The organism is Parasphingorhabdus sp. (assembly GCF_036964565.1).
Lineage (GTDB): Bacteria > Pseudomonadota > Alphaproteobacteria > Sphingomonadales > Sphingomonadaceae > Parasphingorhabdus.
Genome location: NZ_JBALTN010000011.1, coordinates 49,900 through 75,429, shown reverse-complemented (window position 1 = coordinate 75,429; position 25,530 = coordinate 49,900). Strand labels below are relative to the sequence as shown.

At 60.6% G+C, this 25,530-nt stretch carries 26 protein-coding genes; 10 read left to right on the top strand and 16 right to left on the bottom strand.

The annotated features are described in order from the left end of the window. Window positions 1-104 precede the first annotated feature (104 nt). Window positions 105-452 carry an endonuclease domain-containing protein gene (locus V7650_RS15080; RefSeq protein WP_335657070.1) on the bottom strand — a complete coding sequence of 116 codons (348 nt, stop codon included), beginning with the start codon at window positions 450-452 and terminating at the stop codon, window positions 105-107. 279 nt (window positions 453-731) lie between these two features. Here V7650_RS15080 and V7650_RS15075 point away from each other — a divergent pair, with 279 nt between their 5' ends. Further along, window positions 732-1,127, top strand: a complete 396-nt coding sequence (locus V7650_RS15075; protein ID WP_335657069.1) for a metallopeptidase family protein — start codon at window positions 732-734, stop codon at window positions 1,125-1,127. Window positions 1,128-1,142: 15 nt separating this feature from the next. Here V7650_RS15075 and putP read toward each other — a convergent pair whose 3' ends face one another. From putP to V7650_RS15055, 4 genes are all read right to left on the bottom strand, one after another. Further along, window positions 1,143-2,618 carry a sodium/proline symporter PutP gene (putP, locus tag V7650_RS15070; RefSeq protein ID WP_335657068.1) on the bottom strand — a complete coding sequence of 492 codons (1,476 nt, stop codon included), beginning with the start codon at window positions 2,616-2,618 and terminating at the stop codon, window positions 1,143-1,145. Between the two features lie 436 nt (window positions 2,619-3,054). Next, window positions 3,055-3,816 carry an NYN domain-containing protein gene (locus V7650_RS15065; protein ID WP_335657067.1) on the bottom strand — a complete coding sequence of 254 codons (762 nt, stop codon included), beginning with the start codon at window positions 3,814-3,816 and terminating at the stop codon, window positions 3,055-3,057. 85 nt (window positions 3,817-3,901) lie between these two features. Next, window positions 3,902-4,492 carry a pyridoxamine 5'-phosphate oxidase family protein gene (locus V7650_RS15060; protein WP_335657066.1) on the bottom strand — a complete coding sequence of 197 codons (591 nt, stop codon included), beginning with the start codon at window positions 4,490-4,492 and terminating at the stop codon, window positions 3,902-3,904. A 32-nt stretch (window positions 4,493-4,524) separates the two neighbouring features. After that, a complete protein-coding gene (locus tag V7650_RS15055; RefSeq protein WP_335657065.1) occupies window positions 4,525-5,166 on the bottom strand; it encodes a carbonic anhydrase in 642 nt (213 codons plus the stop codon). Window positions 5,167-5,230: 64 nt separating this feature from the next. Between V7650_RS15055 and lipA the strand changes: the two genes are divergently transcribed. Next, window positions 5,231-6,184: a lipoyl synthase gene (gene lipA / locus V7650_RS15050; protein WP_335657064.1), complete on the top strand. Its 954-nt coding sequence runs from the start codon at window positions 5,231-5,233 to the stop codon at window positions 6,182-6,184. Further along, window positions 6,171-6,656 (top strand): type II toxin-antitoxin system RatA family toxin, encoded by a 486-nt coding sequence (locus V7650_RS15045; protein WP_335657063.1) that lies wholly within the window; start codon window positions 6,171-6,173, stop codon window positions 6,654-6,656. The genes lipA and V7650_RS15045 overlap by 14 nt, the downstream gene beginning before the upstream one ends. On the opposite strand, the gene V7650_RS15040 is transcribed toward V7650_RS15045, so the two are convergent. Genes V7650_RS15040 through V7650_RS15030 form a run of 3 tightly spaced genes read right to left on the bottom strand, consistent with a single transcriptional unit; the run spans window position 6,605 to window position 8,833 of the window. Then, entirely contained in the window at window positions 6,605-7,120 is a 516-nt protein-coding gene (locus V7650_RS15040; protein ID WP_335657062.1) for a CinA family protein, read from the bottom strand. The genes V7650_RS15045 and V7650_RS15040 overlap by 52 nt on opposite strands. Window positions 7,121-7,139: 19 nt before the next feature. Beyond that, window positions 7,140-7,658, bottom strand: coding sequence for a hypothetical protein (locus tag V7650_RS15035; RefSeq protein WP_335657061.1), 519 nt, complete (start codon window positions 7,656-7,658; stop codon window positions 7,140-7,142). Beyond that, window positions 7,655-8,833 (bottom strand): bifunctional 2-C-methyl-D-erythritol 4-phosphate cytidylyltransferase/2-C-methyl-D-erythritol 2,4-cyclodiphosphate synthase, encoded by a 1,179-nt coding sequence (locus tag V7650_RS15030; protein WP_335657060.1) that lies wholly within the window; start codon window positions 8,831-8,833, stop codon window positions 7,655-7,657. Before V7650_RS15030 ends, V7650_RS15035 begins: the two co-directional genes overlap by 4 nt. Before the next feature lie 92 nt (window positions 8,834-8,925). On the opposite strand from V7650_RS15030, the gene dusB reads away from it, so the two are divergent. The 7 genes from dusB (at window position 8,926) to hflX (ending at window position 18,144) form a co-directional block, all read left to right on the top strand. Further along, entirely contained in the window at window positions 8,926-9,921 is a 996-nt protein-coding gene (gene dusB, locus V7650_RS15025) for a tRNA dihydrouridine synthase DusB (protein ID WP_335657059.1), read from the top strand. Then, window positions 9,921-10,994 carry a two-component system sensor histidine kinase NtrB gene (locus tag V7650_RS15020; protein ID WP_335657058.1) on the top strand — a complete coding sequence of 358 codons (1,074 nt, stop codon included), beginning with the start codon at window positions 9,921-9,923 and terminating at the stop codon, window positions 10,992-10,994. The genes dusB and V7650_RS15020 overlap by 1 nt, the downstream gene beginning before the upstream one ends. A 15-nt stretch (window positions 10,995-11,009) precedes the next feature. Then, window positions 11,010-12,431 carry a sigma 54-interacting transcriptional regulator gene (locus V7650_RS15015; protein ID WP_335657057.1) on the top strand — a complete coding sequence of 474 codons (1,422 nt, stop codon included), beginning with the start codon at window positions 11,010-11,012 and terminating at the stop codon, window positions 12,429-12,431. A gap of 96 nt (window positions 12,432-12,527) precedes the next feature. Then, window positions 12,528-14,819 carry a sensor histidine kinase gene (locus V7650_RS15010; protein WP_442955313.1) on the top strand — a complete coding sequence of 764 codons (2,292 nt, stop codon included), beginning with the start codon at window positions 12,528-12,530 and terminating at the stop codon, window positions 14,817-14,819. Between the two features lie 16 nt (window positions 14,820-14,835). After that, a complete protein-coding gene (gene ntrX / locus V7650_RS15005; RefSeq protein ID WP_335657056.1) occupies window positions 14,836-16,218 on the top strand; it encodes a nitrogen assimilation response regulator NtrX in 1,383 nt (460 codons plus the stop codon). 136 nt (window positions 16,219-16,354) lie between these two features. Further along, window positions 16,355-16,849 (top strand): RNA chaperone Hfq, encoded by a 495-nt coding sequence (gene hfq / locus V7650_RS15000; protein ID WP_335657055.1) that lies wholly within the window; start codon window positions 16,355-16,357, stop codon window positions 16,847-16,849. Then, entirely contained in the window at window positions 16,846-18,144 is a 1,299-nt protein-coding gene (gene hflX, locus V7650_RS14995; protein WP_335657054.1) for a GTPase HflX, read from the top strand. The genes hfq and hflX overlap by 4 nt, the downstream gene beginning before the upstream one ends. 4 nt (window positions 18,145-18,148) lie before the next feature. Here hflX and mazG read toward each other — a convergent pair whose 3' ends face one another. From mazG to V7650_RS14955, 8 genes are read right to left on the bottom strand one after another with little or no spacing between them, the layout of a single operon-like run. Continuing rightward, window positions 18,149-18,892, bottom strand: a complete 744-nt coding sequence (gene mazG / locus V7650_RS14990; RefSeq protein ID WP_335657053.1) for a nucleoside triphosphate pyrophosphohydrolase — start codon at window positions 18,890-18,892, stop codon at window positions 18,149-18,151. 60 nt (window positions 18,893-18,952) lie between these two features. Continuing rightward, entirely contained in the window at window positions 18,953-19,573 is a 621-nt protein-coding gene (locus V7650_RS14985; protein WP_335657052.1) for a retropepsin-like aspartic protease family protein, read from the bottom strand. Between the two features lie 3 nt (window positions 19,574-19,576). Next, window positions 19,577-20,347, bottom strand: a complete 771-nt coding sequence (locus V7650_RS14980; protein WP_335657051.1) for an MBL fold metallo-hydrolase — start codon at window positions 20,345-20,347, stop codon at window positions 19,577-19,579. Between the two features lie 2 nt (window positions 20,348-20,349). Next, entirely contained in the window at window positions 20,350-21,126 is a 777-nt protein-coding gene (locus V7650_RS14975; protein WP_335657050.1) for a TatD family hydrolase, read from the bottom strand. A 1-nt stretch (window position 21,127) separates the two neighbouring features. Then, window positions 21,128-22,681, bottom strand: a complete 1,554-nt coding sequence (gene metG, locus V7650_RS14970) for a methionine--tRNA ligase (RefSeq protein WP_335657049.1) — start codon at window positions 22,679-22,681, stop codon at window positions 21,128-21,130. 48 nt (window positions 22,682-22,729) lie between these two features. Then, window positions 22,730-23,746, bottom strand: coding sequence for a DNA polymerase III subunit delta' (locus tag V7650_RS14965; RefSeq protein WP_335657048.1), 1,017 nt, complete (start codon window positions 23,744-23,746; stop codon window positions 22,730-22,732). Beyond that, window positions 23,743-24,372 carry a dTMP kinase gene (tmk, locus tag V7650_RS14960; protein WP_335657047.1) on the bottom strand — a complete coding sequence of 210 codons (630 nt, stop codon included), beginning with the start codon at window positions 24,370-24,372 and terminating at the stop codon, window positions 23,743-23,745. Before tmk ends, V7650_RS14965 begins: the two co-directional genes overlap by 4 nt. After that, on the bottom strand, window positions 24,369-25,511 hold the full coding sequence (locus tag V7650_RS14955; protein ID WP_335657046.1) for a D-alanyl-D-alanine carboxypeptidase family protein: 1,143 nt from the start codon (window positions 25,509-25,511) through the stop codon (window positions 24,369-24,371). The genes tmk and V7650_RS14955 overlap by 4 nt, the downstream gene beginning before the upstream one ends. Window positions 25,512-25,530 lie beyond the last annotated feature (19 nt).

Here is a 25,530-nt window from a genome sequence, read left to right as displayed (position 1 = left end):
AGCGTAGTTTGGCGCGCATCCTTAGCAGCAGTAAACCCTCACCCAGCTGCGACTAGGCAGCAAGCTGCCAAGTCTGCGCAACCCTCTCCCTTGAGGGAGAGGGGCTATTCACCGCGAGCTATTCTTATTTCCCGGATCATAACTTCCAGCACGCCGTCGATATTCTCCATCACTTCATTGTTCCAGAACCGGATGACCCGATAGCCGTGCTCCTCGATGACCCGGGTGCGGGTGGCATCCTTGGCCTCACTATGCTGCCCGCCATCGAGTTCGATAATCAACCTGAGACTCCGCGCGGCAAAGTCGGCGACATAAGAGCCAATGGGAAATTGTTTGAGGAATTTCACATTTTCCAGCTGCCGGTTGCGCAGACGGGACCAGAGCACACGCTCGGCCTCGGTCATATCACGGCGCAGAGTGCGGGCTCGCTGGGTCAGCCGTTTTTCTCCCACTGCTCCCTCCTTCGCCTTCTCCCGTGAGGGAGAAGGATACAGAGCCTTATCGCTTTAGCGATTAGGCGGCGTTGGATGAGGGTGTTCTGAACTCTGAAGCGCAGAACACCCTCATCCAGCTGCGACTAGGCAATAAATTGCCAAGTCTTCGCATCCTTCTCCCTCAGGGGAGAAGGACAGGGGTGCAATAATTTCTCGGATCAGAGTCCGATGCTATCAAGCTTCCAAGAGGCCAAACCCGCCCTTTTCCCGGAGCAGCACAACCCCTATATCAGGACCATGACCAACCCACCCACCATCACCGATTTCGAAACCATCGCCCGGCGCGTGTTTGAAACCATCCCGGCGCCGTTCGCCGGGCATCTCGGCGACATCGTGCTGCGGATCGAGGACTGGCCGGCGCTGGAGATCCTGGACCATTTCGAAATGACCAGTCCCTATCAATTGACCGGCCTCTATCAGGGCATACCGATCGGGGAAAAATCGCAATGGGCGCCGCCGAGCGGGGAGGGGGACACGATCACGCTCTACCGCCGGCCGCTGCTCGCCGAGATGGCGCAGACCGGCGTCACGCTCGACGCACTGATCCGCCATGTCGTGATCCACGAGGTCGGCCATCATTTCGGGCTCAGCGATGCCGACATGCACGCGATCGAGGACAGCGTCGAGGACTGAAGGCGCCGGGGCGGATCAGGCCTGGTAGGTCGGCGATTCCTTGCCCGCCAGGCTGACCCCGACAATCGCGGCCATCGCCGCGATGAAGCCCGGAATGATCTCGTAGACCCCGGGCCCGCCCAGGAAGCTGCTGTTCCAGCCCATCGTAATCCAGAATATCACCACGCCGGCCCCGGTCACCAGCCCGGCGACCGCGCCGGTGCCGGTCATCCGCGGCCAGGTCAGCGACAGCAGGATCAGCGGCCCGAAGGCGGCGCCAAAGCCGGCCCAGGCGTTGCTCACCAGCCCCAGCACCTGGCTGTCCGGATCGCGCGCGATATAGATCGCGACCAGCGCCACCAGACCGACGGCGACCCGCCCGACATTAACCAGCTCCCGCTCGCTCGCCTGCTTGCGCAGGAACAGCCGGTAGAAATCCTCGGTCAGCGAGCTCGACGAGACCAGCAACTGCGAGCTGATCGTGCTCATGATCGCGGCCAGCAGCGCCGCCAGCAGAAATCCGGTGATCAGCGGATGGAACAATGCATTGGCGAGCAGGATGAAGATCGTCTCCGGATCCTCGAGCACCGGCCCGTTGCGCTCGACATAGGCGCGGCCGGTGATGCCGACGCCGATCGCCCCGAGCAGCGCCACGCCCATCCAGCTCATCCCGATATTGCGCGCCGTCGCCACCTGCGGTACCGAGCGGATCGCCATGAACCGGACGATAATGTGCGGCTGCCCGAAATAGCCGAGCCCCCAGGTGATCGCGGACAGAAAGCCGATCGCCGACATCCCCGCGGTCAGGCTGAGAAAATCGGGATCGACCGCGGCCAGCGTCGCCGCCACCGCGCTTGCCCCGCCGTCGTCGGTCAGCACCACGATCGGCATCAGCACCAGCGCCACCACCATGATGCAGCCCTGGACAAAGTCGGTCAGGCTGACGGCCAGAAACCCGCCAACCATCGTATAGGCCAGAACCACACCCGCGGTCATCCAGATGCCGGTCATATAGTCGCTCATCCCGGTATCGCCGAACAGCCCGGCAAAGCTGGTCTCGAACAATTTGCCGCCGCCGACCAGGCCGGCCGCGGTATAGACCGCGAAGAACAGGACGATGATGATCGCCGAGGTCACCCGCAGCGCCAGCGCCCGGTCGGGAAAGCGGTTGGCCAGAAATTGCGGGATGGTCAGCGCGTTGCCCATCCGTTCGGTCTGCTCGCGCAGCCGCGGCGCCACCACGATCCAGTTGACCAGCGCGCCGAGAAACAGCCCGATCCCGATCCACACCTCGACCAGCCCCGCCGCATAGAGCGCGCCCGGCAGGCCGAGCAGCAGCCAGCCCGACATGTCGGAAGCGCCGGCGGACAGCGCCGCCACCGCCGGATGGAGGTTCCTGCCCCCCAGAAGATAGCCTTCGCTGCTGTCGGTCGACTTGCGCCAGGCGTAAAAGCCGATGGCCAGCATCAGGATGAAATAAAGGGCGAGTGAAATCAGGGCTCCGGTCTGCATCCGGCATACATAGCGATTTTGGCGCGCGAGTCACCTTTTGCGTTTTCTGACAGGAAAATCGAACGACCTGCGCTCGGCAGCAATGAAAGGGGAGGCACCGTTTTCCGCCGTCATTGCGAGGAGCGAAGCGACGCGGCAATCCAGAGCGTCGCTCGCCGCCCTGGATTGCTTCGCTGCGCTCGCAATGACGCAGAGCTGTGATGTTGCCGCATGCCCCTTCTCCCGTGAGGGAGAAGGATAGGGAGGCTTATGAGCGTAGCGAATTAGCCGCGCTTGGATGAGGGTGTTCCGCACCCCGAAGCACAGGACACCCTCATCCAGCTACGACCAGGCAGCAAGCTGCCAAGTCTGCGCGTCCTTCTCCCTCAAGGGAGAAGGCTCGAACGATGGAACGCTGCTTCTTCAATCCAGGCTCCCGCACGGGAGAAGAAAAAACCTACCGCAACCGCTTCACGAACAGATGCCCGTGGTCGTCGCGCTTGGTCTGGAAATTCGGCACCGTCTCGAACATCTCGGACAGCCGGGAGAAACCATAGTTGCGGACATCGAAGCTCGACCGGTTGCCGGCGATCTTGCCGACCTCGCTGAGGCTGGCATAGCCCTCCGCGTCGCGTTTCGTCGCCTGATAGGCGTCGATCAGCAGGTTGAGCAGTTCGTCGTCGACCTTGCCGCGGCTGTCGCCATTGCCGTTGCCGGAACTTTCCGGCCGGGATGCCGCCTTGACGTCACTCTTGCCGCCGCCGCGGTTGCGCTTGTCCGCCTGGATCAGCGCGTCGACGTCGATGAAGCGGCTGCACGCCTGCTTGAATCCTTCCGGCGTCTTGGCGCTGCCAAAGCCGTAGACCGGCAGGCCCTCCTGCCGGATCCGCATCGCCAGCGGCATGAAGTCGCTGTCGCTCGACATGATGCCGAAGCCGCCGACATTGCCCCGGAACAGCAGGTCCATGGCGTCGATCGTCATCTTCATGTCGGTGGCATTCTTGCCCTTGGTCAGGTCGAACTGCTGCTGCGGCTCGATGCCATATTTGTGCAGGATGTCGACCCAGCCCTTCAGCGACTGCTTGCGCCAGTTGCCATAGGCGCGGCGGATATTGACGGTGCCGAGTTCGGCCAGCGCGGTCAGCACCGGGTCGATCCCGTTGTGGCTGGCATTGTCGGAATCGATCAGCAGGGCGATATTGTCATTATTCTGGTTCATCGCGCGTAGATGGACCGACAGCGGAAGGTGTTCAAGCGGAAATCGCGCGCCGCGCACGACGGTGACCCGGTCGCCGCCAGGCGCGCTAGGGGACCAGCCAGCGCCCGTGCCAGTGATTCGCGGTCCCGTTCCATTCGAACAGCGCCCGCCTGTGTCCGCTATGGGCGAGATAGAGCCATTCGATCTTGTCCACAGCGATCTGCAATATGGCAAAATGGGTACGGGCAGGGGCAACCTGCTCCGGAGTCGGCTTCACGCCTTCCATGGCGGGATCAAGGCCCGAGGTCGGCGCCGCCACCGGACTGCCCGGGGCCGGGTCGGCGAGATAGCAGCGCTGGCCATAGAGCGAGGCCTGCTCCCAGGCCGAATCCGCCTCGGGCCCCGACGACTGGATCCGGCCTGTCCCCGACAGGCGGAGCTGGACCTTGGCTTGCGGGTGATAGCCGAGCACGGACACGGCCGGTTTCCGGGATATTTCGGCGACTTTGGAACCGCGCGAATCGCAGTTGAACCGCAGGAGGCGGCCGGGCTGATCGACCGCACGCATCACCATCACCCGCTGGCTCGGGACGCCGTCGCCGGTCACGGTTGCGACCGAAGGGGTGTGCAGCGGCGAATGGCGGTCGCTCGCCCCCTCGCGCAACAATTTCCATGCTTCCTCAAGAGAAAGATTCAAGTCATTGAAAAAAGGATCGTCCGTGATTCCGGTCACTCCACGACGGAAAAGGCATCGGTGGCCTCGTCAAGCACGTGCAGCCGGCCCTCGGCAATCGCGAACCAGGCCCCGATCAGGCGAATCGAGCCACTGGCTTCCTTTTCCTGAATGCACGGGAAGGTTCGCAGATTGGCCAGGCTGGTGCGGACGCCTTCATGTTCCATCGCCAGTTGCGCCGCGGGACCGCTCAGGTCGCCATGGTCGTGCGCGACCTTGGCGCGGGCATCGTCGAGCAGGGTGATCCAGTCGGCGATAAAGCCGCCCTTGCCGTGCGGCATGTCCTTCATCTGCTCGGACAGCGCCGCCTGGCAACCGCCGCAACTGCCATGGCCCATGACGACGACCTCGTCGACCTTGAGAAACTGGACGGCAAATTCCAGCGCCGCCGAGACGCCATGCTGGCCTGGCGTCGTCTCGAACGGCGGCACCAGCGCCGCCACGTTGCGGACGATGAAGGTCTCGCCGGGGTTGGTATCAAAAATCTGCGTCGGATCGACGCGGCTGTCACTGCAGGCGATGATCATCACCTTGGGACTCTGGCCTTCCTTCAGTTCGTCCCAGCGCGCGCGCTGGGTCTGCCACTGGGAGGAACGGAAGCGGCGATAGCCGTCGAGCAGGTCGGAGAATTTTGTCATGCTTGCGTTCTTATCATCGACTTTGGGGGTGGCAAGAGTGGTTTTCTTACCCTATTTGGCAGGCATGAACGAAATCACCAGAATTGCACCGCCCGACAGCCCACCCGAACGCCTGCGCAAGCCGGACTGGATCCGGGTCAAGGCGCCAATGGGGACCGAGTTTGAAAAAACCCGCGCCCTGATGCGCGAACACAAGCTCAACACCGTGTGCGAGGAAGCCGCCTGTCCGAACATCGGCGAATGCTGGACCAAGAAACACGCCACGGTGATGATTCTCGGCGACGTCTGCACCCGGGCCTGCGCCTTCTGCAACGTCAAGACCGGCATGCCGATGCCCGTCGATCCGCTGGAACCGCAGCATACGGCCGACGCCGCCGCCAAGCTGGGGCTGGAGCATATCGTGATAACCTCGGTCGACCGCGATGATCTCGCCGATGGCGGGGCCAGCCAGTTCGTCAAGGTGATTGAGGCGCTGCGTCGTACCACCCCGAACACCACGATCGAGATCCTGACCCCCGATTTCCGCAACAAGACGGAAGCGGCGGTCGAGGCGATCGTTGCGGCGCGCCCGGACGTCTACAATCATAATCTGGAAACGGTGCCCCGGCTCTACCCGACGATTCGTCCCGGCGCGCGCTATTATGCCTCGCTGCGCCTGCTCGAACAGGTCAAGCGTCTGGATCCGTCGATCTTCACCAAGTCCGGCATCATGCTCGGCCTCAGCGAACAGCGCCTGGAAGTGCATCAGGTGATGGACGACATGCGCAGCGCCGACGTCGATTTCCTGACCATGGGCCAATATCTGCAACCCACGACCAAGCATGTGAAGGTCGACGAATTCGTCAAGCCGCAGGCCTTTGACGCCTATGCTTCGGTCGCCCGGGCAAAAGGCTTTCTGCTGGTCGCGTCGAGTCCGCTGACCCGTTCCAGCTATCATGCCGGCGAGGATTTCGCGAAAATGCGGCAGGCGCGCGAAGAAAAGCTGGCGCGTTCGGGTGCCCTGAATGCCGGTTCATAGGGAAACCCGGGACCTCCCGTACAGCGCTGCGCAGATGTTCGCGCTGGTGGCCGATGTCGGTCGCTACCAGGAATTTCTGCCCTGGGTGGTCGGCACGCGGGTTCGCTCGGACAGCGAAACCGAGATGCTGGCCGACGTTCTGGTCGGCTTCAAGGGATTGAGGGAGCAATTTTCCTCCCGCGTCCTCAAGGTGCAGGACCAGTCGATCGACGTCGACTATCTCGACGGCCCGCTCAAGCAGCTGCACAACGAATGGCGCTTCCGCGCCCGCGATGGCGGCGGCTGTCATGTCGATTTCTACGTCGAATTCACGTTCAAGAACCGCATGTTCGAAAAACTGGCCGGCCAGATGTTTGCCAAGGCGCTGCACAAGATGACCAGCGCCTTCGTGGATCGCGCCGAGGAAATCTACGGAACCAGCTACTCGCTGTCCTCGGGCAGCAGCAATTCCAGCGCGACCAGCACCGCCTGATAGCGGATCTCGGCCCGGCTCTTGTCCTCGCCGAAAACCTTGCGGTCGGCAACCACATCTTCGGCGCTCTTGTTCTTTTCTGCCTTGGCAAAAACCACGGTTCCGACCGGCTTCTTTTCGCTTCCGCCGCCCGGTCCGGCGACACCGGTGACCGCCACCGCGACATCGCAGCCGGATTTGGCCAGCGCGCCTTGGGCCATTTCCCAGGCCACCGCGATCGATACCGCGCCGAATGTCTCCAGCACGTCGCCACTGACCCCGAGCAGGCTCTGCTTGGCGCCGTTTGAATAGGTGGCAAAGCCGCAATCGAACACATCGCTGCTGCCGGCAACCTCGGTCAGCGCCGCTGCGACCAGCCCGCCGGTGCAGCTTTCGGCAACGGTGATCCGGCGGCCGGCGGCGCGATTCCTCTCGATCACCTTTGCAGCCAGATCGACGATTTCACGGGGCAGGAGATTTTCCATAGACCCGCGCGTTAGCGTATCAGGCTGGTGCTTTGCAAACGGGAATATTCTGCTTCTTGCCGTCTTTCGCCGCAACCTGGACGATCGTCACCAACAGGCTCGCCACATTGGATGAGGGCATCGGTTCGAGATCGCCGTATATCTTGTCGATCACCGAGCAATCCTTGGGCTTGATCTCATTGCCTATCAGCTGCGTGAACATCGCGTCGGCGATCGGTCGCAGCATTGCGTCGTCCATGTTGGCAGGAAGTCTCTCACCCGCCAGCACGTTGACCGCCTGCTTCGCCTGCGGCCATGCCGTGTCGGAAGCCGCCCGGTATTCGCTGAGGCGACGGGAATTCTGGACCATCAGCGGCGACGTCGCGGTCAGGCTGGCCGCGCATTTCGTGCGGCTGGCATCAATCGCCTTGGGCAGAAGATAGGTGACCAGCGCTTCGGCCTGGACGACGCTGAGACAGGCTGCGGTTTCGGCGGATTGGGCCACGGCGGACTGGGTCAGGCCGATCATGGCGAGACCGATGGCGAAATGGGTTTTCATTGTTCTTGCTCCAGAGAGATGGTGGCTATGGCCTGTGCCGCGATGCCTTCGCCGCGACCGGCAAATCCAAGCCGCTCGGTCGTCGTGGCCTTGATGCTGACCCGATCGAGATCGATCGCCAGAATATCGGCCACGGTTGCGCAGATCGCATCGCGATGCGGTTTGATCTTGGGTGCCTCGCAAATCACGGTCATGTCCACATTATGGATCACGCCACCTTTCTCGCGGATGAGCGAGACGGCAAATTCCGCAAACCGGGCTGAAGCGACGCCGCGCCACTGGGGATCGGACGGCGGGAAATGGTCGCCAATATCACCGGCTGCGGCAGCGCCGAGCAAGGCGTCGGTCAGCGCGTGCAGCAGCACATCGGCATCACTGTGCCCGACAAGCCCCGCATCATGTTCGATCTTCACGCCGCCAAGCCACAATTCCTCGCCCGCGGCAAGCCGGTGCACATCAAATCCCATCCCCGTGCGTATCTCGCGCATTTTATCCGGTCCTTTTCCGCCAAAATCGGCTGGCAGCGTGTATTTTTTCAAGGCTTCGTCGCCCTCGACCACCGTCACCACATGACCGGCGGCCCGGAATATCTGCGCATCGTCCGTGGCATCCAGATCGGTGGGAAAGGCATCATGCGCCGCCAGCAGCTTGTGAAAATCGAACGCCTGCGGCGTTTGCACGCGCCAGACACTGGTTCGGTCAACCGTGCGCTCCACATGATCATCCGCCAGTTGCACCATCGTGTCGACGCTCGGCAGCACCGGGATCGCGGCCGATGCGGATTCGAGCCGGTCGAGGAGCCGGCTGATCACCTGCGGGGAAAGAAAGGGCCGCGCCGCGTCGTGGATTAGAATATTTCTGGCGCCGCCAGCCCGCCGGATCGCCTCGAGGCCGTTGCGGACCGACTGCCGGCGGGTCGCCCCGCCGGTGACAAGGTTGAGCGTCGGATGACGGGGCAGGGCGGCCCTGGCCTCATCCTCCTGTCCCTCGGCGATGACCACCCACAGCTGATCGATGCGGGGATGGGAGGCAAGCCGCTCGACGCTGTGCCGGACCATCGGCTTGCCGCCGACCGGCTCAAACTGCTTCGGCCGGTCCAGTCCGGCCCGGGCGCCAGCGCCTGCCGCCACGATCAGCGCGTGATTTTGTTCGGAGGGATCGCGGGCTTCGTCCATGACACGCGATCTACGCCGAGAATGGAGATGAAGCAATTCTTGCCTCGCAATTGATTTGGCGATAGAGGCTGCTTAAATTTTAGGCAGTATCTATGAAAATTGACCCCATATTTATCGGCGACCTGAAGATCGACAGCCCGGTGCTGCTGGCACCGATGACCGGCGTGACCGACTTGCCGTTCCGCAAGCTCGTGCGTCGCTTCGGCTCGGGCCTCAACGTCACCGAAATGATCGCCAGCCAGGCGATGATCCGCGAAACCCGGCAGTCGCTGCAGAAATGCGCCTGGGACCCGAGCGAGGAACCGGTGTCGATGCAGCTGGCCGGCTGCGATCCGGTGACCATGGCCGAGGCCGCGCGGCTCAACGAGGACCGCGGCGCGCAGATCATCGACATCAACATGGGCTGCCCGGTGAAAAAGGTGGTCAATGGCGATGCCGGATCGGCGCTGATGCGCGATCTGCCGCTCGCCGCGTCGCTGATCAAGGCGACGGTGGAGGCGGTCGGGGTGCCGGTCACGGTCAAGATGCGGATGGGCTGGGACCACCAGAGCCTGAACGCGCCGGAACTGGCCCATATTGCCGAGGATCTGGGCGCCAAGATGATTGTCGTCCATGGCCGGACCCGGTGCCAGATGTACCGCGACAGCGCCGACTGGGCCTTTGTCCGCAAGGTCAAGGATGCGGTGTCGCTGCCGGTGATCGTCAATGGTGACATCTGCACGCTGGAGGACGGCGAGACGGCGCTGCAACAGAGCGGTGCCGACGGCGTGATGATCGGCCGCGGTGCCTATGGCAAGCCCTGGCTGCTGGGCCAGTTCATGCACTGGTTCAAGACCGGCGAGCGGCTGCCCGATCCGGACATCGCCACCCAATATGCGATTCTCAACGAGCATTACCGGGACATGATGAAGCTTTATGGCGAGGATGTCGGGGTCAAGGTCGCACGCAAGCATGTCGGCTGGTACACCAAGGGGCTGACCGGCTCGGCGGAATTCCGCAACCGCGCCAACAGCGTCAACGATCCCCATGTCGTGCTGGAAATGCTCGAGGAATTCTACGCGCCCTGGCTGAACAAAGCGGCGGCCTGATGGACGGCATCCCTTCGGGAGAACAGATCCTCGCCGGGCTCAGCCACGCCCTGATCGTCATCGATTCGCGGCATTGCGTGACCCGCGTCAATCCTGCCGGCGAAGCGCTGTTCGGGACCAGCGCCAAGCATCTCGTGGGGCGACCGATCGGCGAGATATTGCAGTTTTCCGACCCGCGGCTGGACGCCGCGCTGACCGACACCGAAATCAGCCTCACCGCCCGCAGCGTCGTCGTCTCGAGCGACGAGCGCAAGCTCGGCATCGCCGATTTCGACATCCATCCGCTGGCCTCCGATTCCGCCTGGCGGCTGATCGCGCTGTCGCTGCTGCCGCAGGACGGCCCGATCCTCGAAAGCGACGCCGGCGATCCCTCCAATCTCGCGATCCGCGCGCCCGACATCCTCAGCCACGAGATCAAGAATCCGCTCGCCGCGATCCGCGGCGCCGCGCAATTGCTCGACCGGCAGCTCGACGAATCGCAGAAGCCGCTGACCCAGATGATCACCGGCGAGGTCGAGCGCGTGGTCAACCTGCTCGACCGCATGCAGACCCTGTCCTCGACCCAGCCGGCCCAGACCCGCGCCGTCAACATCCACAGCCTGATCGACCGCGCCCGCCGCTCGACCGAGGCAGCGAGCGGCCAGCGGGTCAGGATCCGCGACAAGTTCGACCCGTCGCTGCCCGACGCGCTGATCGACCCCGACGCGATGATGCAGGTGCTGACCAACCTGCTCGCCAACGCCGTCGACGCCACCCGCCATCTGGCCAACCCGGAAATCCGCATCATCACCCGCTACAGCTTCGGCGCCTCGCTCTCCGCCCAGGGCGAGAATGCCGCGATCCGCCTGCCGATCCAGGTGATGGTCTGCGACAATGGCCCCGGCGTGCCGGTCGAGCTCGAGCGCGAGATATTCTCGCCCTTCGTCTCGACCAAGAAGGAAGGGCAGGGCCTCGGCCTCGCCCTCGTCAAGAAGCTGATGCGCGATATGAACGGCCGCATCCGCTACGACCGCGAAAACCAGGAGGAGCTCAGCCGCTTCACCCTGTTCCTCCCCCTAGCCCCGAAAAACTGACGTCAGGACAACAGCATGGCCAAGGAAAAGATCATATTGGTGGAAGACGACCTGTCGGTCAGCCATGTCATCATCACCGCGCTGCGCGCCGAGGGCTACGAGGTCGAGAATTGCAAGTCGATCGCCGAGCGCGACGCGCTGATGGCGAGCAGCCGCTACGACCTGCTGCTGACCGACGTCGGCCTCGGCGAAGGCGAGGGCGACGGCATTTCCTCGCTGGACAGCGTCAAGGCGAGCCATCCCGACATCCCGATCATCATCATTTCCGCCCAGAACACGCTGAACACCGCGGTGCGCGCGTCCGAAACCGGCGCCTTCGAATATCTGCCGAAGCCGTTTGACCTCGACGAACTGGTCAAGGTCGTCGGCCAGGCGCTGAAGCCGAAAAGCCAGCACCCGGCCGAACCGGCAATGGACGAGGAAAGCCTGCCGCTGGTCGGCCGCAGCCCGGCTATGCAGGACGTCTACCGGATGATCGCGCGGCTGCTGAAGAACGACCTGTCGGTGCTGGTGCTCGGCGAATCCGGCACCGGCAAGGAGCTGGTCGCGGAGGCCATTCACGGCCTCGGCCACCGCAAGTCCGGACCGTTCATCGCGGTCAACATGGCCGCCATTCCCTCCGAGCTGATCGAGGCGGAGCTGTTCGGCCACGAAAAGGGCGCCTTCACCGGCGCCGTCGCCAGCGCCTCCGGCAAGTTCGAGCAGGCGCAGGGCGGCACCCTGTTCCTCGACGAGATCGGCGACATGCCGATGCACGCCCAGACCCGCCTGCTGCGCGCCCTGCAGACCGGCGAGATTAACCGGGTCGGCGGCAAGGGGCCGGTCAAACTCGACGTGCGGATCATCGCCGCGACCAACCATGATTTTGTCGAACTGATCGAGCAGGGCAAGTTTCGCGAGGATCTCTATTACCGGATCAACGTGGTGCCGATCGAGCTGCCGCCGCTGCGCGAGCGGGCCAGCGATATTCCCGCGCTCGCCAGCCATTTTCTCAAGCTGGCGGTGACCGAGGGCCTGCCCCGCAAGCAGATCTCGCAGGAAGGGATGAACCTGCTCTGCCACCATTACTGGCGCGGCAACGTCCGGGAACTGAAGAACGTGATCTACCGGCTGGTGGTTACCGGACGGGAGGAAACCCTGTCCGAGGACGCGATCCGCCAGATACTGGCAGCGGAACGCGGGGAGGACCGGACGGAATCGGCCAATATGGAGTTCGAAGCCCATATCAAGGCCATCGTCCTCGGCCTGATGGCGGCACCGGAGAAGGAAAATCTCTACGCCCAGGCGCTCGAGAAATTTGAAAAGCCGTTGCTGGTCGAGATGATGAACCACGCCCATGGCAACCAGATCAAGGCGGCCCGGATGCTGGGGATCAACCGCAACACGTTGCGCAAGAAACTCAACGAATATCAGATCGATCCGACCCGTTCGAAATAGACGCGCGCGATGAACGGACGGTCTGGTTGGCTGAACCGTGATATTTTTGCAATATAAGTGCTTTTCCCGCAACGAAACTGTTGTATTGAAAGCACAATGACGGCGTATAACCAACCCCCGGATCCGCGCGTGCCCAACTGGCTGCGACGCCTGTCGCTGATGGCGGAGAAGGAAGCCGTGATGCGGCGGGTGGAATGGGTGGTGATCCTGCTGTTCGGCGCGATCATGCTCGGCACCTATTTCCTGCTGAGCCGCCAGTCCGACCAGACCGATTTCATCTCGCCGCCGCTGACCGCAGCGCTGCTGGTCGGCAACCTGATCCCGGCGATGACCCTGCTGGTGCTGTTCGGCCGGCGGATTGCAAAGGGCAGGGCAGCCCGGTCCTCGATCGGCAGCAAGGGCCGGCTGCACGTCCGCTTGGTCGCCCTGTTCTCGCTGGTCGCCAGCATACCGATGCTGCTGGTCGTGATATTTGCCTCGCTGCTGTTCCAATATGGCGTGGAATTCTGGTTCTCCGATCGCGCGAGGGGGATGCTGGAAAATGCCAATGATCTGGCGCGCGGCTATTACGAACAGAATCAGCGGGAAGTCGGTGAAGAAACGATCACCATGGCCAACGACCTGCGCAACTATCTTCAGCAGGCGGATCTCGAAAGCCCGGAATTTGCCGAAGGCTATGTCTTTCAGGTGTTGTCGCGCAAGCTGAACGAATCGGCGATCATCGAGATCGGCGCCGACGGCGTGGCCCGAACCGCGGCCGCCGTCGACCCCGACAATGCGGACCAGCGCCCCAAGATCACCGAAGCCGTCCTGCAACAGCTTCAGAAAGGCCAGAATTACGTGGTCACGGCCCGGCCCAACAAGATCGAGGCCGTCACCGCTCTGGATCTGAGTTCGCGAATCTTCCTGTACGCGGCGCGGGATTCCGACATGCTGGCGCTCAGCCAGTGGGAACGCGCGCAGGCCGTGCTCGCCGACTATGAGGAGCTGTTTTCCCGCTCCAGGAGCCTGCAGCTCCAGTTCAACGTGGCCCTGTTCGTCATCTCGCTGCTGATTGTCGGCCTGGTCCTGTGGATCGCGCTATTGGTGGCGGACCGCATGGTGCGGCCGGTCAGCGACCTCGTGCACGCGGCCAAGCGGGTCACGGAGGGCGATCTGGCGACGCGCGTACCGACCACCTTTGAAAATGACGAGATCGGGACGCTCGGACGCGCGTTCAACCGAATGACCGAACGGCTGGAAACACAGACCACCGCGCTGATCACGGCAAACGAGCAACTGGGCAGCAGGCGCGCCTTTATCGAGGCGGTGCTCGAATCGGTGACCGCCGGGATCATCAGCCTCGATGAAAAGGGCGAGATCCGCCTGGTCAATTCCCAGGCCCAGTCGCTGCTTTCGAAACCGCTCGACGATCTTCTGGAAGCCGATATCGGCAAGGCGGCGCCCCAGTTTGCGGCGCTGATCGCCGAGGGCGTGGAGAACAGCATCATCGAATTTGCCTCCGATTCCGACATGCGGACGCTGGCGGTAAAGATCGTCGGCGGGCCAAGCGGCCACGTCATCACCTTCGAGGATATTACCCAGCAATTGCTCGACCAGCGCAGGGCGGCCTGGTCGGACGTCGCGCGGCGGATCGCGCATGAAATCAAGAATCCGCTGACCCCGATCCAGCTGGCCGCCGAACGGCTGCAGCGCCGCTTTGGCCCGCGGATAAGCGACGATGTCGACGTGTTCCAGAATCTCACCAACACGATCGTCCGGCAGGTGGGTGACCTGCGCAATATCGTCGACGAATTTTCGTCCTTCGCGCGGATGCCCAAGCCGGTTTTCCGCGACGAGAACCTCCACGACATTCTGAAGCAGGCCCTGTTCATGCAGGACGTCGCATGGTCCGCGATAACGTTCAACTTCGAATCGGACGACCAGCCCATCTCGCTGGTGTGCGACCGGCGGCAACTGGGGCAGGCGCTGACCAACATCATCAAGAATGCCGCCGAAGCCATTCAGCAGAAAGCGGAAAGCAGCAGCGACTTTCACGTATCGGATGGCAGCATCAACCTGGCGGTGCGGACAGAGAACCAGTTTGTCGTCATCGAATTGACCGACAACGGCATCGGCCTGCCGATCGAGCGGGATCGGATCGTCGAACCCTATATGACGACCCGGGCCAGCGGCACCGGGCTTGGCCTGGCGATCGTCAAGAAAATCGTCGAGGAACATTTTGGGGAGATGAAATTCAGCGACGCCGCGGACGGCGGCACGCGGGTGACGATCCGGCTCAATCCGGCGAAACTGGCCCGGCTGTCGCATGATTCGGCGACAGAAGCGGGGCCGTCGCGACCAGACGACGACGGCGCAGATGAACATATGGCAGAAATCGATAAGTGAGAGTTAGAGGTCCAGCATGGCGTTAGATATCCTGGTAGTCGACGACGAGCCCGATATTCGTGAACTGATATCCGGCGTATTGGAAGACGAGGGCTACACCACCCGCGTCGCCGCCAACAGCGACGAGACGCTGGCGGCGGTCAACGAGCGGCGCCCCTCGCTGGTCCTGCTCGATGTCTGGCTGAGAGGTTCGCGCCTCGATGGCCTGGAACTGCTCACCGAACTGAAGCAGCTTGATGCCAAGATGCCGATCATCGTGATCTCCGGCCATGGCAATATCGATACGGCGGTCGCCGCCATTTCCCAGGGCGCGGTCGACTTCATCGAAAAGCCGTTCGAGGCCGAACATCTGCTGCATCTGGTCGCCCGTGCGACCGAAACCGACCGGCTCCGCCGGGAAAACGAGATCCTCAAGGCCCGGGTCGGGTTTGCCGATGAACTGACCGGCAATTCCGCCGCGGTGAACAATGTCCGGGCGACCCTCAAGCGAGTTGCCGGAACCGGCAGCCGGTTGCTGATCTCCGGCCCGGCAGGCGTCGGCAAGGAGGTCGCCGCCCGGCTGATGCACAACTGGAGCTCGCGCGCAGATGCGGCCTTCGTCACGATAAGCGCGGCCAGATTGTCCCCGGAAAGCGTCGAGGAAGAGCTGTTCGGGACCGAACGCGACGGCAAGATCGAGAAAACCGGCCTCATGGAAGAGGCCCATGGCGGGACCCTGTTCATCGACGAGGTCGCCGACATGCCGCTCGACACGCAGGGCAAGATATTGCGGGTTCTGACGGAGCAGAGCTTTAACCGGCTCGGCGGCTCGCAAAAGGTCAGCGTCGACGTACGGGTGGTCTCCGCCACCTCGCGCGATCTCGAGGTTGAGATCCGCGAGAAGCGGTTTCGTGAGGACCTGTTCTATCGGCTCAACGTCGTCCCGGTGGTGCTGCCGCCGCTGAATCAGCGGCGTGAGGATATCCCGGTGCTGGTTGACCATTATGCCGCCCGCTTTGCCGCGGAACAGCGCTTGCAGCCGCCCGAGATCTCGGACGAAGCAATGGCAGCGCTTCAGGCATGCGACTGGCCGGGCAATGTCCGGCAGCTCCGCAATGTGGTCGAACGGACCATCATCCTGGCGCCGAAGGAAAATTTCAGCCGCATTGAGGTCGAAATGCTGCCTCCCGAGGTGCTTGGCAACAACGACGATCTCGATCAGGGCGTTGCATCGCTGATGGGTTCACCCCTGCGCGAGGCCCGCGAGAGTTTCGAACGGGAATATCTGAAGGTCCAGATCCGCCGCTTCTCCGGCAATATTTCCAAGACCGCAAATTTCATCGGCATGGAACGGTCGGCGCTGCACCGGAAACTGAAGATACTCGGCCTGGCGGGTCGCAAGAAATCCGACGGCGAATAAAGGACAAGGTTAAGCGGTTGTCGTTGAGATACAAATCCCATATATATATCGGGGCAGGCCATCGACGACAGACACGGGATGGCATCGGCAAATCATAAAATGCGATCGTCAAGATCGCCAATAATAGGAGTCAAACATGACCGATAAATCAAACAATTTACAGGATTTATTCCTAAATTCCCTCCGGAAATCAAAAACCCCCGTAACGATGTTTCTGGTCAAGGGCGTCAAGCTTCAGGGCATTGTCACCTGGTTCGACAATTTTTCGGTATTGCTCCGCCGCGACGGACAGTCCCAGCTGGTCTACAAGCATGCCATTTCGACGATCATGCCGTCGGAAGCTCTGGACACCAAGCCTTTCGCCGAGCTCATGAACAACGCCAAGTCCCGCGCTGGGGTGCTGCAGGAAGTGTTCCTGTCCGCCGTGCGCGATAGCGGTGATCCGGTGACCATGTTTCTGGTCAACGGAGTGATGTTGCAGGGTGAAGTGGCGGCCTATGACCTGTTCTGCATCCTGCTCGAGCGGGAGGGTCTGTCGCAACTGGTCTACAAGCACGCAATATCCACCGTTCAGCCCGGCGGTCCGCTGAATCTCGCCGATTATAACAATGCCGACGACGGTGCGCATTGATTCCATTTGAGAAGGAAAACATCGATTCCAAAAGCGGGCGGGCGGTCATCGTCCATCCCGACATGGCTTCGCTCAGCCAGACGGCGCTGGAGCATCGGCTGGCCGAGGCGGTTGGTCTGGCTCTGGCCATAGGCCTGGTCGCAACGGCTTCCCATTATTTTTCGGTGCGCAAGGCCAAGCCGGCGACTTTGTTCGGATCCGGTCAGGTCGAGCAGATTGGCAAGATGATGGTCGACAATTCGGCCACGATATTGATCGTTGACGGTAGTCTGAGCGCTATTCAGCAGCGCAATCTGGAGGAGACGCTCAAGGTCAAGGTGATCGACCGCACCGGGCTGATTCTCGAGATTTTTGGCGCTCGCGCCGCCACCGCCGAAGGCCGGTTGCAGGTCGAACTCGCGCATCTCGATTATCAGGCCGGGCGTCTGGTCCGCAGCTGGACCCACCTTGAACGGCAACGGGGCGGTTTTGGCTTTCTGGGCGGCCCCGGTGAGACCCAGATCGAATCGGATCGCCGGATGATCCGGGACCGCATGGCCAAATTGCGCAAGGACCTTGCCCATCTGCGCAAGACCCGCGCTCTGCACCGCGACCGCCGTCAGCGTGCGCCGTGGCCGGTCATCGCCCTGGTCGGTTACACCAACGCGGGCAAATCCACCCTGTTCAACCGTCTGACCGGGGCCGATGTCTTTGCCGAGGACCTGCTGTTCGCTACGCTTGATCCGACGATGCGCGAAATTTCGCTGCCGGGCTACGACAAGGCGATCCTGTCGGATACGGTGGGATTCGTCTCCGATCTGCCAACGCAGCTGGTCGCCGCCTTCCGCGCCACGCTCGAAGAAGTCACGGCGGCCGACATCGTCATCCATGTCCGCGACATTTCGCACGAAGCCAGCGATGCCCAGGCCCGGGATGTGCGTCAGATTCTGGCGGATCTGGGCGTTTCGGAGGAAGCAGGAGAGGGGCCACCGGTGATCGAGGCCTGGAACAAGATTGACCGGATCGGACCGGACGATCCGCAATATGCCCGGATCACGTCACCCTTGCCGGCCAATGTCTGCGCGATTTCCGCTCAAACCGGCGCCGGCGTCGACACGCTCGTCAATCTTGTCGCGAAGACCTTGTCGGAAGGCTACAAGACCGAGCAGATCAGCATCGCGGCGGGGGATGGCAAGCGCATCGCCTGGCTGCATGAAAACGGGCGCGTTCTCGACAGCGATCAGGATGCGGACAATCTGCGACTTACGGTCGAGATGTCACCCCGCAACTGGGGGCGTTATCTCGCGCTGGATTGAATGATCAGCTGCTGGACGGGCTGGTCTTGGCCTTTTGCCATTCGGCCTCCAGCTCGTCGATCGACATTTCCTGCATGTCTTTGTCAATTGCGGATTCTATCTGATTGAATCTCTTGGTAAACTTCTTCGTTGCATCAGCGAGGGCGCGCTCCGCATCGACCTTGTAGTGGCGCGCCAGGTTGACCGCCGAGAACAGCAGATCGCCGATCTCCTCATGGATTTCCGCTTCCGTGCTGGCGTTGGCAACTTCGTCCAGTTCTTCCAGCAGCTTGTCCCGGACCGGTTCCTTGTCGGGCCAGTCAAAACCCACGCGCGCGGCGCGCTTCTGGATTTTCTGGGCGCGGAGCAGGGCGGGCAGGGCCAGCGCCACCCCGTCCAGCGCGCTCGCCTTGCCGGATTGCGCGCGTTCGTCGGCCTTCAGTTGTTCCCATCCGGGGCTTGCATCGGCATCGCCGAAGATATGCGGGTGCCGGCGCGTCATCTTGGCGCAAATCCCGGCGACCACGTCGGCAAAGGTGAATTGCCCGTTGTCGGCGGCGATCTGGCTGTGGAACACCACCTGCAGCAAAAGGTCGCCCAGTTCATCCTGGAGTGCAACCATATCATCACGTTCGATTGCATCGGCCACTTCATAGGCTTCCTCGATCGTATAGGGTGCGATGGTGCCGAAGGTCTGGACCTTGTCCCAGTCGCAGCCGCTGTCCGGATCGCGCAGACGCCGCATGATTTCTAGCAGGGGATCGATCAAGGCTGCTCTCGTTTCCATGGATATTTAAGGTTGATAATATATATTATGTTAAATTAAAGATCATTTGCTGCCACCGGAATCCCCCGGTTCCAACACCATTTCACCCCCCTCCACGCGCCAACTTCGCAACCTTGATAAAAAATTCATCCCGATCACGTTCGAATCCCCGAATTCCGCCGCCACCACGACCGGCAGTTCCTCCACCAGCATCGGTCCGATCTGCAGCGAACCGATCGTTCCGCGCTTTGCCTGAACCGTTCCGTTGGCTGTCGTCAGCACCACCGGGAACGGACTCTCACTGATATCCACACCCGCATTCTGCGCCGTTCGCAACGACATCGCCGTGGTGGTTGCCCCGCTGTCGATCAGGAACCGCACCGGAACCGCGTTAACCTTTCCATCCACCCAGAAATGGCCATCTGCCGACTGCCGTATCCGCAACGTCTCGCCCTCCACGATCTGGTCGTGCGCACCGGCCATTTCTCCCGAGACGCGGCTCCAGACCGCTTTGATTTCCTGCTGGTAGGAAAAACCGACGATGAATATCGCAAAAATCGCGACCCACGCCAGGATGTTCCGCATGATTTCACCGAAACCGATACGGCGCGAAAACAGCGCGCTGGCCACCAGAACAAGAGCACCGATGGCGAACACAAGATTGATATTCTGGTCTTCGGTCAACGGTCAGATTTCTTTCTCATAGCCATCAAAGCCGGGCAGAACATCGTCCGGCAATGTTGTGAGAAGATGGCGATAGTCCATCGAATTGTCCATATGCGTCAACAGGCTGAGCCGCGGTCCTGCCTCCCTGATCAGGGCCAGCGACATCTCCAGATGGGCATGGGTGGGATGTGGCTTGTCGCGCAACGCATCCACGACAAACAGGTCGCAGTCGCGATAGAGTTCCCGCATTTCGCTTGTGACTTCGCCAAAATCGGTCGCGTACACAACAGATTTTCCCTGATGCTCGAATCGCAATCCGGCAGATGTTATCGGGCCATGCGGCTGATCGACATGGCGAACGACAATGTCCCCGATCTCGACATCGCCTTCCAGCACGATAGGATCGCAGATAGACGGATAATATTCGTGCCCCTCGAAGACATAGGCAAACCGTGCGCGCAAGCTGTCCAACGCGAACGGCCGCGCGTAAGCGGGGATTGTCTGCCGCGTCTGCTGGAAGATGGCACGCAGATCGTCAACCCCATGGCAATGGTCCGCATGATCATGCGTCCAGATTACTGCGTCGATACCGGCGATGTCATTGTCCAGCAACTGATTGCGCAAATCGGGTGAGGTATCGACCAATATCCGGGTTGTCTGGCTTTCGACGAGAATGGAAACGCGGGTCCGCCGGTTCTTGGGTTCCTCCGGGTCGCAATCGCCCCAGTCGTTGCCGATCCGAGGCACGCCGGAAGATGTTCCGCAACCCAATAAAGTCAGTTTCAAAGCCACATTCAGGGTCGTGCCTTGGAGAAAAGCCGGTAGAAATTTCGGCTCGTGGTCTCACATAGCTCGTCATATTCCGTATTGCGCAATTCGGCCAAATAGCGGGTGGTATCCGCTACAAATGCCGGCTCCCCCGTCTTGCCCCGATGCGGAACCGGTGCCAGGAAAGGAGCATCCGTCTCTACCAGCAGCCGATCGGACGGTAGTTTTGCGGCGGTTTGCTGGAGGTCCTTGGCATTTTTGAACGTAACGATCCCTGAGATAGAGATATATAGTCCCAGCGACAGCGCTGTCTGCGCAAAGTCTTCGCTGGCCGTAAAACAATGGATAACGCCGGTATAGGCGCCCTGCTCCATTTCTTCCCCCATGATCCGGGCCGTGTCCGCCTCGGCATCGCGTGTGTGGACGATGATGGGGAGACCGGTCTCGCGGGCCGCATGAATATGGGTACGAAAGCTCTGTTGCTGCCGTTCGCGGTCGCTATGGTCATAATAATAATCGAGTCCGGTCTCACCGATAGCAACAACCCTGGGATGTTCAGCTTCTTCGACAAGTTTTGCAAGGTCGAGGTCAGGATGGGCATCGGCTTCGTGCGGGTGAATGCCGATACTCGCCCAGACATCCCTTTCCCGCTCGGCCGTCGCCACAATGTCGCGCCACTCGCTTTCACGAGTCGAGATGTTGAGCATGGCTGTCACGCCGCTGCCCCGCGCCCGATCAAGGACAGCATATTGTTCCTCGACGAGCCCCTTGTAGTTCAGGTGACAATGACTATCGACCAGCATATCAGTCCTCGGCCTCGTCGTTAGGAAGCTCCAGTCGAGGGAAAACCCCTTTAGGTTCAGGCAGAAGAATCCCCGCTTGAATTGGTGTCGCGAGATGCGCAAAATCACGGGCATCTGAAGACTGGCCGAGCAAATCCAGCATTTTGTCGCTGCTTTCCGGTATCGCCCAGCGCAGCATGATCGCGAGCTGGCGGATCGCCTCCGCCGTGTGATACAGAACAGTATCGGCGCGTGCCGGATCGGTTTTGCGCAAGGCCCACGGCGCCTGATCGGCAAAATAGGAATTGGTCGCGCTGAGCCGCTCCCGAATGATATCGAGCGCGTGGTCTATTTTGAACAACCCACCCGTCATGGCAGACTTCACATCGGCAAAGCACTGATCCAGCTGGTCGAGCAACTGTTGGTCCGCTTCGGATGGCGCGCCTGGAGACGGAATCTTCCCGCCACAATTTTTTGCAATCATCGAAAGGCTGCGCTGGGCCAGATTGCCAAAATTATTGGCCAGGTCAGCATTTGTTTTCGTTACAATTGCATGCGCGGAATACGTGCCGTCCTTGCCGAACACAACGTCAGACAGCAGAAAATAACGCAATTGGTCGACACCGAACTGCTCTGCCAGATTCATCGGATCAACGACATTGCCGACGGACTTCGACATTTTCTCGCCGCGGTTGAGGAGAAAACCGTGACCGAAGACCTGCTTTGGCAGGGGCAAACCGGCGCTCATCAGAAAGGCTGGCCAGTAAACGGCATGAAAGCGAACAATATCCTTTCCGATGAGGTGCAGATCGGCGGGCCAGTATTTCGCGAACATGCCTTCGGTCTCGGGATAACCCACGCCTGTCATATAGGTCGTCAACGCGTCGACCCATACATACATGACATGTCCGGGCGAACCTGGAACCGGCACGCCCCAGTCAAAGCTTGTTCTGGAAACGCTGAGATCCCGCAGTCCGCTCTCCACAAAGCGCATCACTTCGTTGCGGCGGCTATCGGGCTGAATGAATTCAGGATGCTCCTCGTACAGCTTGAGCAGCTTATCCTGATATTGGGAAAGCTTGAAGAACCAGGTTTCTTCGGCGGTCCATTCAACCGGAGTCCCCTGGGGGGAGAGCTTGACACCCCCCTCGCCTGCTATCAGTTCGTCTTCTGCGTAGAAGGCTTCATCCCTTATCGAATACCAGCCTTCGTAGCGGTCGAGATATAGATCTCCATTGGCTTCCATTGCCTTCCACAAGGCTTTGCTGGCGTCATGATGCGCCGCTTCGGTGGTTCGACGGAAACCATCATGCCCAATATTGAGCTTATCACACATCTCCATGAAATAGGCTGACATTTCATCAGCAAGCTTGATGGTATCCACACCGGCATCCCGGGCCGTCTGGACCATTTTCAATCCATGTTCATCGGTTCCGGTAATCAGGCGAACATCGCGACCGCTCAGACGAAAATAACGAGCGATCGCATCCGCGGCGATCGCTTCATAGGCGTGGCCGATATGCGGCCGACCGTTCGGATAGCTGATCGCTGTCGTAATATAAAATGGTTCAGACATGCCCATCTCTCTTGATGGGTTCGCGCCGCTTGTAAACAGTCAAAATCTCTATTTTGCCGGTGCGCGTCGTGAGATATCGGCCATCAGGCTACCCAGCCGGAAAACCACGGCCTGATTGTCCAGCGCTTTTGGCACAGCAGTCGAAGCCAGATCGGCGGCTTCGCGCCATTTTGCGATTGCGTCTGCAGAACATCGAAAACCAGGTGTTTTTATCTGCTCGGCTATAAGGCTTGGTGCTCGCTCTAGAAAAGCGCGATATCGATGCGCGGCCGGTTTCAGCGAGAGCTTCCTTGCCAACTCTCCCTTTAAACGATTATCGCTGTCGCCCGTCGCAATGATTTCCCTCGCCATGATTTCCAGCTCAGCAAGCCCCACTTCTACGTATTTCAAGGCACGGCCAGGCGATCCTTCGCCCGCCAGCACCAACGATTCAATTTCGGAGTCATCGAGCTTTGGCGCGGATTCCTTCAGGACCATTCGCATCTGATCGTCACCAAGAGGATCAAAACGCAACATTTGGCATCGCGAACGAATTGTCGGAAGCAGCCTGTCCGGCATATGGCTGATTAGAAAAAAAATCGTGTTTTTGGGAGGCTCCTCGAGGTTTTTCAGCAAAGCATTTGCACCGGCTCGTTCCAGATCATCGGCGGCGTCCACCACCACCACACGATATTCCGATATCGACGGCTGATTCTGGAACAGCGGCTGCAGCGACCGAATCTGGTCAACCTTGATATTGCGAGCAAGCTCCTGTTCGTCGAGCGAACCAAGACCATTGTCTCGCGCCTTTTTCTCTTCCTTGTCACTCTTCGGGCCGCGACGAAGCAGACGAAAGTCGGGGTGGGATCCGGCGGCGAGCAGGCGCCCCGCCTCATCATTCTGCACCGTGTCGAAATCCGTAGGCTGATTGCGGGAGTTGAGCAAATAATGTGCCGCCTGCTGCGCAAAGGCTGCCTTGCCCAGACCTTTGTCGCCCGCCAAAATCCAGGCATGGTGGAGCATGCCTTTCCCGAGCGACTGCCGGAAGACCTGCCGAGGTCGATCATGACCCAGATATGACGTCATGACATCAGATCGTTTAAACTGGCAAGGAGAGTGGCAGTGATTTCCTCCACAGCGCGAGATGCGTCAATCAGCCGAACTCGATCTGGCTCATCGGCTGCAAACTGCCTAAAATTGGCTATTACTGCTTGATGGTAGGAACTGTCCCTACCACCAATCCGGTCACTGTCGCCGCGATCTCTTGCAGCCGCCCGTTTCGCTGCGACCGCCTCCGGCAGATCAAGCACGAACGTCCGATGCGGCATCAAGTTTCTGCTGCCGATAGCGTGCAGCGCCAATATATCGGTGTCGGTGAGTTCCCTATTCACGATCTGGTAGGCCCGACTGCTGTCGATGAAACGATCGCAGATCACCCATTCGCCCCGCACGAGGGCCGGACGGATCAATTTTGCACAATGCTCCGCGCGGGCAGCGGCGAACAGCATCGCTTCGGTTCGAATGCCCCATTTCTCTTCCGCGCCGGTCAGCAACAGTTCGCGAATAACTTCCGCGCTCGCGGTCCCACCAGGCTCTCGGGTCACCGTGACGGTATAGCCCTTCTGCTCCAACTTCTCGGAAAGAGCCTTCGACTGCGTCGACTTTCCGGTGCCTTCGCCGCCTTCAAGGCTGATAAAAACGCCTGCGGTCACGCCAACCCAAGAAGAGACTGTAGCCCGGCCCAAACCCTGTCAAAGAATCCCGCCTCGCCGACATCTTCGCCAGCCACCAACGGCACCACCTGCTGACCGGCATCTGCGGTGGTGACCACCAGTCTGGCGATCGGCTGACCTTTGGTGATCGGAGCCTTGACCGGCCCGTCATAGGTAACTTTCATTGATAGGTCACCGTCGGATGCCTTTGGGATCGTTACAAAAAGATCCTTTGGTGCAACAAGAGAAACAGTGGAACTGTCGCCCAGCTGCACTTCTGCATTCTGAACAGTCGTGCCCTTGTCGAACAATTTTTTCGGTTCCCAGGCATTGAACCCCCAGTTCATGAACTTTACCGATTCCTCGATCCGGCCACTGTAGCTGTCGAGCCCCGCCAGTACCGATACAAGCCGTCGCCCCTTCTGCTCGGCGGACCCGGTGAAGCCATAGCCTGCTTCCTCGGTATGACCGGTTTTCAGACCATCAGATCCAGCGACTTTACCCATCAGGGGATTACGATTGGGTTGCTTGATGCCATTCCACTCGAATTCATCCTGGCCATAAAAAGCGTCGTATAAGTCCGGGAAATTGTTCACGGTTGCGGACCCCAGTGTCGCCAGGTCACGAGCAGTCACCTTTGTGACGCCCTCGTCCGGCCAGCCGTTGCTGTTGCCAAATCGGCTTCGCGACATTCCGAGCTCCTTGGCCCGCTTGTTCATCAGCGCGACAAAGGCCTGTTCGGTCCCGGCAATACCCTCGGCGAGGACAACGCAAGCGTCGTTGCCCGACAGCGTGACGATGCCGTGCAGCAGATCGCGAACGCTGACCTGGTCACCCACCCCCAGAAACATTGTCGATCCTTGATTGTTCCAGCGCTTCCAGGTTTCCTCGTTGACCCGGAATTTGTCATCCAGCTTGAGCTTGCCCTGCTTGACCAGGTCGAACGCAACATAAACGGTCATCATCTTGGCCATCGAGGCCGGAGGAATCTGCTTGTTTGCGTTTTTTTCGAAAAGGACCGCTCCCGACGACAAGTCGGTCATGTACGCAATGGGAGCATCGGTTTCAAACGTGGGAGCAGCCAAAACCACGGAAGACACAGCGATGAGCGGCAGAGACGCCAGTAGATATTTTTTCATTTAGTCCAATATTCCCGAT